Origin of the sequence: Agrobacterium sp. YIC 4121 (assembly GCF_002008205.1) — a bacterium.
GTDB lineage: Bacteria > Pseudomonadota > Alphaproteobacteria > Rhizobiales > Rhizobiaceae > Agrobacterium > Agrobacterium leguminum.
Window position 1 is genome coordinate 1 of record NZ_MRDI01000005.1, and the last position, 9,655, is coordinate 9,655.

General features: G+C 60.5%; 10 protein-coding genes and 1 pseudogene. 2 read left to right on the forward strand and 9 right to left on the reverse strand.

Going from position 1 to position 9,655, the window contains the following annotated elements; translation table 11 throughout:
* Positions 1-154 precede the first annotated feature (154 nt).
* The 3 genes from BTE54_RS09165 to BTE54_RS09175 form a co-directional block, all read right to left on the reverse strand.
* Positions 155-346: a transcriptional regulator gene (locus tag BTE54_RS09165; RefSeq protein WP_245316572.1), complete on the reverse strand. Its 192-nt coding sequence runs from the start codon at positions 344-346 to the stop codon at positions 155-157.
* On the reverse strand, positions 343-1,215 hold the full coding sequence (locus BTE54_RS09170) for a bifunctional helix-turn-helix domain-containing protein/methylated-DNA--[protein]-cysteine S-methyltransferase (RefSeq protein ID WP_078052241.1): 873 nt from the start codon (positions 1,213-1,215) through the stop codon (positions 343-345). The genes BTE54_RS09165 and BTE54_RS09170 overlap by 4 nt, the downstream gene beginning before the upstream one ends.
* A 217-nt stretch (positions 1,216-1,432) precedes the next feature.
* Complete coding sequence (locus BTE54_RS09175) at positions 1,433-1,915, reverse strand: DUF2244 domain-containing protein (RefSeq protein ID WP_003523126.1); 483 nt, start codon at positions 1,913-1,915, stop codon at positions 1,433-1,435.
* Positions 1,916-1,952: 37 nt separating this feature from the next.
* Here BTE54_RS09175 and nth point away from each other — a divergent pair, with 37 nt between their 5' ends.
* Positions 1,953-2,735: an endonuclease III gene (nth, locus tag BTE54_RS09180; protein ID WP_035239600.1), complete on the forward strand. Its 783-nt coding sequence runs from the start codon at positions 1,953-1,955 to the stop codon at positions 2,733-2,735.
* On the opposite strand, the gene BTE54_RS09185 is transcribed toward nth, so the two are convergent.
* Entirely contained in the window at positions 2,697-3,434 is a 738-nt protein-coding gene (locus BTE54_RS09185) for a sulfate transporter family protein (RefSeq protein WP_003523128.1), read from the reverse strand. The genes nth and BTE54_RS09185 overlap by 39 nt on opposite strands.
* Positions 3,435-3,732: 298 nt before the next feature.
* On the opposite strand from BTE54_RS09185, the gene BTE54_RS09190 reads away from it, so the two are divergent.
* Positions 3,733-4,566 carry a MurR/RpiR family transcriptional regulator gene (locus BTE54_RS09190; protein ID WP_078052242.1) on the forward strand — a complete coding sequence of 278 codons (834 nt, stop codon included), beginning with the start codon at positions 3,733-3,735 and terminating at the stop codon, positions 4,564-4,566.
* Between the two features lie 213 nt (positions 4,567-4,779).
* Here BTE54_RS09190 and BTE54_RS09195 read toward each other — a convergent pair whose 3' ends face one another.
* The 5 genes and pseudogenes from BTE54_RS09195 to BTE54_RS25245 all read right to left on the reverse strand — a co-directional run.
* Positions 4,780-6,354 carry an FGGY-family carbohydrate kinase gene (locus BTE54_RS09195; protein ID WP_198939111.1) on the reverse strand — a complete coding sequence of 525 codons (1,575 nt, stop codon included), beginning with the start codon at positions 6,352-6,354 and terminating at the stop codon, positions 4,780-4,782.
* 134 nt (positions 6,355-6,488) lie between these two features.
* Positions 6,489-7,199, reverse strand: coding sequence for an HAD family hydrolase (locus tag BTE54_RS09200; protein WP_065656339.1), 711 nt, complete (start codon positions 7,197-7,199; stop codon positions 6,489-6,491).
* A 7-nt stretch (positions 7,200-7,206) separates the two neighbouring features.
* Positions 7,207-8,691 carry a mannitol dehydrogenase family protein gene (locus BTE54_RS09205; protein ID WP_078052244.1) on the reverse strand — a complete coding sequence of 495 codons (1,485 nt, stop codon included), beginning with the start codon at positions 8,689-8,691 and terminating at the stop codon, positions 7,207-7,209.
* A gap of 61 nt (positions 8,692-8,752) precedes the next feature.
* On the reverse strand, positions 8,753-9,529 hold the full coding sequence (locus BTE54_RS09210; RefSeq protein ID WP_020811195.1) for an L-iditol 2-dehydrogenase: 777 nt from the start codon (positions 9,527-9,529) through the stop codon (positions 8,753-8,755).
* Positions 9,526-9,655, reverse strand: a pseudogene (locus BTE54_RS25245) (sugar ABC transporter ATP-binding protein); the annotation flags it as partial. The pseudogene BTE54_RS25245 and the gene BTE54_RS09210, both read right to left, overlap by 4 nt.

The window sequence follows — 9,655 nt, forward strand, 5'->3', positions numbered from 1 at the left end:
ACAAACCAAAACCAGATGGCCTTCCAATGGCCGCAAATTTAAACCGGACAGTAGTGGGCTTGTCCCGAGGATCTGCAACCGATTGATTTTATTCGACGTGAGTAGATCCTCGGCACAGGGCCGAGGATGACGATACGCGAGAACTCCGGGCATTTCATGCCTTGGCATATTTGCTCAACACAACGCCGATCTCTTCTGCAGTAACGAACTCTCCGGCAGCGGCCTCTGCCAACCCTGCCCTCACGCCGCTCCTCCATTTCTCATGCCATGCCGGAGAAAGCCCACGCGGCAGCGCATCTTCGTTGGTGCGTTTTGTTGCGAGGCTGGAACGGTCGACCAAACTCACACCTTCCCCGTTTCCCAGCCGAGCATCGCCCGCTTGCGGGTCAGGCCCCAGTGATAGCCCGTCAGAGCCCCACTTTTACCGACAGCGCGATGACAGGGAACCACGAAGGACACCGGGTTTGCCCCGACCGCAGCACCAACCGCACGCGACGCGGTGGGCTGGCCGATATCGCAGGCGATGTGCGAATAGGTAACCGCGCGGCCCATCGGGATTTTCAGGAGGCTTTCCCAGACCCGCACCTGAAAATCCGTGCCGAGCAGCACGACGCGCAGCGGCCTGTCCGCCGACCACATGGATGGATCGAAGATGCGGGCGGCGTAGGGTGCCGTCGCTTCGCGATCCTCGGAATATTCCGCATTCGGCCAGCGGCCGGCCATGTCCTCGAAACAGGCCCTTTCCTCGCCCGGATCGGCGAAGGCGCAGCCGGCAAGGCCACGATCGGTCACCATGACCAGCGCAAGACCGAAGGGCGAGGTGTGGAAACCGTAACGGATCGTCAGCCCGCCGCCCTTGGCCTTCCATTCGCCGGGCGACATGGCCTCATGGGTGACGAACAGATCGTGCAGGCGTCCGGGGCCAGACATACCGACCTCGATGGAAGTTTCCAGCAGCGGTAAATCCTCTTCGCGCAACAGCCGCTTGGCATGATCGAGCGTTACGGCCTGCAGGAATGCCTTGGGCGAAAGGCCGGCCCAGCGGGTGAAGGTCTTCTGCAATTGCGTCGGCGACTGGCCAAGCTCTGCGGCAATGGCTTCGAGGGAGGGCTGCTCGCGATAATCCAGCGTCAAAAGCTCGATAACCCCGCGCACCGTGTCGTAATCCGTTCCGATGGGGGTGATGTCTTCGTTCAGCGTAATATTGGCGTTCATCGCAAATCTCCTAACGGGTAAGAGAAAACCATTAAAGCGACTGCGTCTCCACCCGTTTCTTGCGCCCTGCTCCATTTCTACCGTCATACCGGCCTCGAGCCGGTATCCAGCCAGCCCAAGTCCTTGGGCTGAAAGGAGTCTTTTCCGCCGCGCGGACGCGCGTCGGCTGGATTCCGGCTCAGGGCCGGAATGACGGAGGGAGAGCTGGATTATCCTCTTACATCCGCCGCCGCACAGTCGCCAGCGCGCCACCAAACGCTTTCGCGAAACTTTCCCGGTCATCCGGATTGAGAAACGAACCGATATCGGTCGCCCGGCCTTCACCCGTCACATGCATGGAGACGATGCCGATCTCGTCATGCCGCCTCACCCTGAAGCGCGCCCAGAAGGGATTGAAGCGATGCTCCACCATCCGCCCGGCGGGAGAAAATTTGCGGATCGACAGGCTGGTGCGCGAGACGCTGACCTCTTCCCGCGCCTTCGCCGCCCGGTAATTGGCGCGGAAGGCGGCATAAAGCAGCAGGAAATCCAGCCCGAAGAACAGGCCGACCGGCCATGCCCCGGTGGCGAGGAAGAAGCCGCCATAGACAAGGCAGGCCAGGCCGGAGAAAAGCAGGAGCAGCCGGAAACCCCTTCTGCCAAGCGAACGGTGCGGAACGAGTTCCGCCGCGAAAATCGGCTGGTCGTTGAGCGTATCCACGTTGCTTTCCTCAAGGCGGGCTGGCTATAGATAGTCCATGACAGTCGCCAAAAAACGATCCAGCACCCAAACATTGAAAAAGTCAAATCCGGCATCCGCGCGCAAGCCGGCGCGGGTGAAAACGGCCTATTCGAAGGACGAGCTTACCGAAATCTTCCGGCGCTTTTCCATTCAGCGACCGGAGCCGAAAGGCGAGCTGGAACATACCAATCCCTTCACCCTGCTGGTGGCCGTGGCGCTTTCCGCACAGGCGACCGATGTGGGCGTGAACCGGGCCACGCGCGCGCTGTTCAAGGTGGCCGATACGCCGGAAAAGATGCTGGCGCTCGGCGAGGAAGAACTGATCGGTTATATCAAGACCATCGGGCTTTACCGCAACAAGGCGAAAAACGTCATTGCCCTGTCGCAGATGCTGATCGACAATTTCGGCGGCGAGGTGCCGAAAACCCGCGAGGAACTGGTGACCCTGCCGGGTGTGGGCCGCAAGACGGCCAATGTGGTGATGTCCATGGCCTTCGGCGTGCCCACGCTTGCGGTGGATACACACGTCTTCCGCATTGCCAACCGGCTCTGTCTTGCGCCGGGCAAAACCCCTGACGAGGTTGAAGACCGGCTGATCCGCATCATTCCCGAACAATATCTGTTCCATGCCCATCACTGGCTGATCCTGCACGGGCGTTATTGCTGCAAGGCGCGCAAGCCGGAATGCGAACGCTGCGTGATTGCCGATATCTGCAAATCGCCGGAAAAGACCTTCGATATTCCAGCGCCGCTGGTGGAATTACCCGCGCAGTTGTTCGGTGCGGCCGCTAGCGAATGAGGGATCGCGCCGGCTGACGGCCTTGTGCAGATGCACCATCATCGAGGCGGCAAAAAGCGGCGTCAACAGGTTGAGGAACGGCACCGCCAGGAAGGCCGCTATCACCAGCCCGGCCATGAAAACGGTGGTGCGGTGTTTTGAGCGGAACAACCTCGCTTCGGCGGGCGAGCGGAAACGCATCGCCGCGAATTCGAAGAATTCCCGGCCGAGCAGATAGCCGTTCACCAGAAAAAACGCGATGAGATTGATACCCGGCACCAGAAGCAGCAACAGCGCGACAATGTTGCCGGCAATGACGACACCGAAGAACTTGATGGACGACAGAACGGCCTCGCCGACCGGCATCGCCTTGCCCGGCGGATCGTTCGGATAGCTCTTTTTCTCAACCACTTCGGCGACATCGTCGAGAAACAGGCCGGCAATGACGGCGGTGACCGGCGAAATGAGCAGCGCGAGCGCCAGCGCCAGCCCGATGCCGGCGAAAATGGCGAAAACGAAGGTCAACCAGCCCGCCCAGTCCGGCACGCCGGGGATCAGCGTATCCACCCACGGCAGGGCGAAATAAATGAAAATCGAGCGGATAGCGAACCACAGCGCGGCAAGCACGAGAAGCGTGAGCCCCAGAACCTTCCAGAAGACCGACCGGGTTTCGGCGGCAAAGAGATTGTGGAAGGCAAGCCTCGCCGCATCAAAAATCATCCGGAACTCCTCGACGCCTTTCGCGTTGAAACACACTTACCAGACGAGAGATAAGTGCTGCCCGCCCGCTCTGCAAGACGGGCGGAAATATGCCAAATGGCTGGATTTAAACCGCAGATGGAATTTCTCTTGAATAAAAGGTATCTCTAAAATATAATAATATACCTATTATATTTCGCATTCCGGTCCGGTGGAGGACAAGGCCGGAAAAGCTATCCCCCACCGTCAAATTGCGGTTCGCACGCTCGTTTGCGCGCGCGCATGCATCATCGTTCAATAAAGATAAAAGAATGAGGCGTTGGTGGAAAAGCTGCTGTTGAACCTTACGCGCGCCATGAAGGCAGGCACCCCTTCAGAGCGCAAGATCGCCAAATATCTGATCGAACATCTGGACGAATTGCCGTTCGAGACGGCACAGACGCTCGCCGCCAAGCTCAGCCTCAGTCCGATGACGGTCGGCCGTTTCCTGCGTTCGCTGGGATACCGGCAATTCAGTGACATCCGCGCCGATCTGCGCCATGCCGAAGAAACGGCCGGCGCCGACCAACCCGCCATGGCCGAGGGCGGCGAACGCCATTCCAACCCGTTTTCACAGCTTCTGTCCCAGCAAATTCAGGCGATCCAGACCGCTTTCGACATGACCACCCAATCGATCTGGCGGGTCGCCATGAACGAGATCGCCACGGCGGGCAATGTTTTTCTGGCAACCTCTCCGGAAGGTCTCGACGCCGGGCGGCATTTTTACGGGCGGCTTCTGGAGAGCCGGGGCCATATCCATTATCTCGGCAGCGACAGCGCGGCCTATGTCGCCCTGTGGGATTTCGACCCCGTGCAGACGCTGCTCGTCATCATGGATTGCGGCGGCGCCCTGTCGCCCCTGCAACGCCTGTCGGCAATGGCGCGCAAGAGCGGCTACAGGACATTGCTGATCACCACACGCTTTTATGAATGGGGACCAGAAAGCGCCGATCTCTGCCTTGCCATGCCGCAGGCGCAGAATGGCGGCCAGGGCCTGCTGCAACTGGTCTCCCTGCTGGAATTTACCCTTTGTGCTCTTGGCGCCAGCGCCGATGACAGCGGCAGGGCAAGGGCAAAGAACCTCACGGCCCTGAAACGCTCGCTGCGCAGCTAATTGCGTTTGGCGGCAATACGGGGCCGAGGGATCGAGTGGTTACCGCTCGTTTTTTCTCCTCGTCGGGGAGAAGGTCGCGGCAGCGGGATGAAGGGGCTAGAGTGCGTTCTATCGCTGGCGTTCCCCCTCATCCGGCCTTTCGGGCCACCTTCTCCCCGGCGGGGAGAAGAAATGAGCGGCGGCCGTTAAAGCCAGTCATTACACTCTAGAAAGTCAAAGGCTTTCCAGTTCCTGACGATGGCGGTACATGGCGAGAAAACGGCGGTAATCCCGCTCATAACGGGGGCCACGCGCCGGATTGCCTGATATTTCTGCATTGCCCGGATACATGGCGGCCCCTGCTGCGGCAAGGTTCGCATGCACCCCGCCGGCCGTCGACGCCGTCATCGCCGTGCCGAGCAGCACCGCATCGGCGGTGGCGGGAACGACGATGCGCTTGCCCGTCACATCGGCATAAAGCTCCATCAGCAGCGGGTTCTTCACGTGCCCGCCGGTAACGTGCAGGCTTTCCACAGCATAACCGAAACGCTCCATCGCATCGAGCACATGGCGGGCGCCAAGCGCAATGGCGACGGCCGTGCGCCAATAAAGACGGCAAAGACTGTCGAAAGACGTATCCAAAGTCAGTCCGCTGATGACACCGACGGCATGCGGGTCGGCAAGCGGCGAGCGGTTGCCGTGGAAGTCCGGCAGCACATGCAGCCGCTCGGCGAAGGCCTCGCCCTCAAGCGCGCGCAATTCCGTTACCCGCGCAACGATGCGGGCATGCAGCGCCGTATCCGGCTCACCGCCAGCCGCGTGCATGCGTACAATATGGTCGAGCAGCGCGCCGGTGGCCGATTGCCCGCCCTCCACCAGCCAGTGACCCGGCAGGATCGCCTGCCAATAGGGCCCCCAGAGGCTGTGGCCGGGCATCTGCCGTTCCGACATGGCGACAAGGCAGCTCGATGTACCGGCGATCAGCGCCACATGCCGGCCCACATCCGCAGACAGGCAGCCGCCCAGCGCACCGAGCGCGCCGGCATAGGCGTCGATCATGCCCGCCGCCACCTGGCAGCCGGTATCGAGACCCAGCTCGGCAGCAGCTTCGGGCGAAAGCGGGCCGATGCTTTCCCCCGGCATTACCGTGGTCTCCGGCAGCCCTGCCCGCTCCCTCAAATCGGCAAGACCCGCCAGTTCCAGATAATCCGCCTGCCAGCCGGGATTTTCCTGCGCCAGAAAATTCCACTTCGCCGTCTGCGTGCAATTTGAACGCTGCGCTGAACCGGTCGCCTTCCACGTCAGGAAATCCGCCAGATCGAAAGCGAAGGACATGCGCGACCAGCTTGCCGGCATATGCGTCTTAAGCCACATCAGCTTCGGCATCTGCATTTCCGGCGAGACGCTGTTGCCGGCAAAATCCAGCACCCGGTGGCCGGATGCCGTCAGGCTATCGGCCTCCGATATCGCCCGGTGATCGAGCCAGACGATAGTGTCGAACCGGTCCTCCCCGGTAACGGAAACCGAAACCGGCTCACCCCGCCCATCGCGGATGACCAGCGAGCAGGTGGCGTCGAAACCGATGGCGGCAATGCTTTGCGGCGAAACACCGGCCTCGGCAAGCGCCGCCCTCACCACGATGCAGACCGCCTTCCATATGTCGGTGGAATCGTGTTCGGCGTGGTTTTCCTGCGGCCTCTGCATCAGGATCGGATGGGTGGAGCGGGCAAGCAGCCGGCCGGCCGGATCGAAAATGCCGGCCCGGGCGCTGGCGGTGCCGACATCGACAGCGACGAGATTTTGACGCATCAAGACTGCAATTCCATCCCTTGCGCAACGACCCGGCGACGGCGGCAGGCAAAATCTGCTTCAGCCCGCATCACGTTCCATTTGGCCGTCAAAACCGCCCTTCCCACTTAAAGCTTTTTTGTTTTTTCGCATGTCTATTTCCCAAAACCGCTCACACTTTTGGGAGACATGCTCCAGCTGCCGACAAGTTGGACCAAATCCGGCATCGCGTCAAACACCGCATCCGCACCAAGCCCGGCGATCTTTTCACGGAATGCGGGAAAGCGCGCATGCGAACCGCCGGTAAAGGCAAAAACGCCCATGCCGGCCGCCTTTGCGGCGGCAATGCCGGCCGGGCTGTCCTCGATCACGATGCAGTGACGCGGATCGACGCCCATTTCGCGCGCCGCATGAAGGAAAAGATCGGGCGCCGGTTTGCCGTTCTTCACCATGGTGGCGCTGAAGACATGCGGTTCGAATTTGTCGATCAGGCCGGTCAACCCCAGCGAATAACGGATGCGTTCCGGCTGGCTTGAGGAAGCGACGCAGCGCCGCAGCGGCAGGAGCCTGTCCAGCGTTTCGCCAATGCCGTCAATCGGCCGAAGCTCGGTGCGGAAACGCTCAAACAGCGTCGCCCGCATATGGTCGAGAAAATCGATGTCGGTTTCGACACCGTAATCCTCAAACAGCGTCGCCGTCATGCTGGCGACGCTGCGGCCGAGGAAGCGCTCATAGGCTTCCTCCTCTCCCATCGTCACGCCGAGATGGGAGAGCATGTCGAGAAGAACGGAGATGGAGACCGGCTCGCTATCGACGAGAACGCCGTCGCAATCGAAAATCAAAAGGGGCCCGGTCTCGTCTTCCATCTCATGGTCACTTTTCAGCCAGCTTGTCATCCAGATAAAGCTGCAACGTCTTCGCCGTGCCTTCTTGCCACAGCGTCTTCAATGCATGGGCAAAGCGTTTACGGAAAAGCTCCGATTCGGCAACCGTTCCGAAGATGTCTTCAAGCGCGAGGAAGGCCATCGGATCGTCCTTGGCCTTGATGGCAGCCGCCTGAAGCCGCTCGGCGCTGGCGTCGTTGAAGGTGATTTCCTTGCCGCTGTCGGAGGTGCCCTGGAAATAACGGCACCACAGCGCCGAAACCAGCGAAAGGCCGACGATATCCTCGCCGCGCGCCAGGCGGTCGGCGGTGGAGGGCAGAATGAATTTCGGCTGGCGGTTGGAACCGTCCTGCGCCAGACGCGGAATGGTGTCGCCGATCTTCGGATTGAGGAAACGCCGCTCGATCAGCGCGAAATAATCGGCAAGATTCGTATCGGGAACCGGCGGAATGACCGGAATGATCTCGTCATTTTCAAGCTTTGCCAGAAATGCCCGGATCAGCGGATGTTCCATGGCTTCATGCACAAAATGAATATCAAGAAGGGCCGCCGGATAGGCGATTGCCGCGTGGCCGCCATTGAGGATGCGGATTTTCATGTGCTCATAGGGCGCGACATCCTTGACGAACTGCACGCCCGCCTTTTCCAGCGCAGGGCGGCCGGCGGGGAAATTATCCTCCATAACCCATTGCTTGAACTCCTCGCAGAAGACCGGCCAGTTGTCCTCAATGCCGAAATCGTCGCGGGCGATATTGCGTTCGCGCTCGCCTGTCGCGGGCGTAATGCGGTCGACCATGGAATTGGGGAAAGCGACATTTTCGCCGATCCAGTTGGCGAAGGCCGGATCGGACAGGGCCGCCAGCCCGACAACGGCATTTTTCGTGACCTTGCCATTATGCGGAATGTTGTCGCAGGACATAACGGTGAAGGGTTGCAGCCCCTTGTCGCGCCGCGCCTTCAGCCCGGCGACGATGAGGCCGAACACGGTTTTCGGCGAAGCCGGGTTCCTGCCGTCCTCGGCAATGGCCGGATGCTGCGGATTGAAGGAACCGGAAGCATCGATGAAATAACCGCCCTCGGTAATCGTCATGGAAACGATGCGGATTTTCGGATCGGCGAGCGTATCGATGATGGCCTTCGTGTCACCGACCTTCAGAATGTCGATCATCGGCCCGGTGACGCGCGCGCCGGTGCGGTTATTGTCCTGCTCCACCACCGTCGTCAGGAAATCCTGCGCGGCAAGCTTTTCGCGCATCACCGCATCGGACGGCAGAACGCCCGCGCCGATGATGGCGAAGTCATGGTCCGCACCTGTGTTGAACAAGTCATCCAGATAAACCGCCTGATGGGCGCGGTGGAAATTGCCGACGCCGAAATGCACGATGCCGGCGGAAAGATCGGCCCGGGAATAGGCCGGAACAGCCGCGGTTTTTCTGGCGTCGTCAAGCGTTGCGAGGGAGAGTTTGCATGTCATGTCACGATCCTCGAAGGGGAAACGTTGTTCGTGCCAAGGCCGGGCGACAGGCGCCCGATACTCAGCTCATCCAGTTGCCGCCATCGACATTATAGGTCTGGGCGACGATGTATTCGGCCTCATCGGAGGCAAGGAAGATCGCCATGCCGGTCAGGTCTTCGGCACGGCCCATGCGGCCGAAGGGTACTGCCTCCCCAACCAGCCGCTTCTTTTCACCGGCGGGGCGGTTTTCATATTTCGCAAACAGCGCATCCACGCCGTCCCAGTGCTCGCCATCGACCACGCCCGGCGCAATCGCATTGACGTTGATGCCGTGCCTGATGAGATCGAGCCCCGCCGATTGGGTGAGGCTGATGACGGCGGCCTTGGTGGCGCAATAAACCGCCACCAAGGCCTCGCCGCGCCGGCCCGCCTGGCTTGCCATGTTGATGATCTTGCCGCCTTTTCCCCGAGCGATCATTGTTTTTGCAGCGGCCTGCATCATGAACAGCGTGCCGGACACGTTGATCGAAAACAGTCTTTCGTAGCTCTCGCGTTTGATCTCGACAATCGGCGCGAGGTCGAAAAGCGCGGCATTGTTGATGAGGATATCGAGCCCACCGGTCTGGCCCTCCACCGTGCGGATAGCGGTGTCGATGGAATGCTGCTTGGTCACGTCGAGTTCGACGGCATAGGCATTCTCGCCGATCTCGCGGGCGGTCTTGCTGGCGCGCTCGAAATCGATATCGGCAATGGCGACGGTTGCCCCCTCGCGTATATAGGCTTCGGCAAAGGCACGGCCAATGCCGCGCGCCGAACCTGTTATCAGCGCGGATTTGCCTTCCAGTCTTCCCGTCATATCGCCTTACCCTTTTCATCGAACCTGTGGATCTTGGTGTCATCCGGCGTGATGAAGACGGTATCGCCGTGTTTGCACTCGAACTCGCCGTCCGTGCGCGCAGTAATCGGCCCGATGCCGTTCACC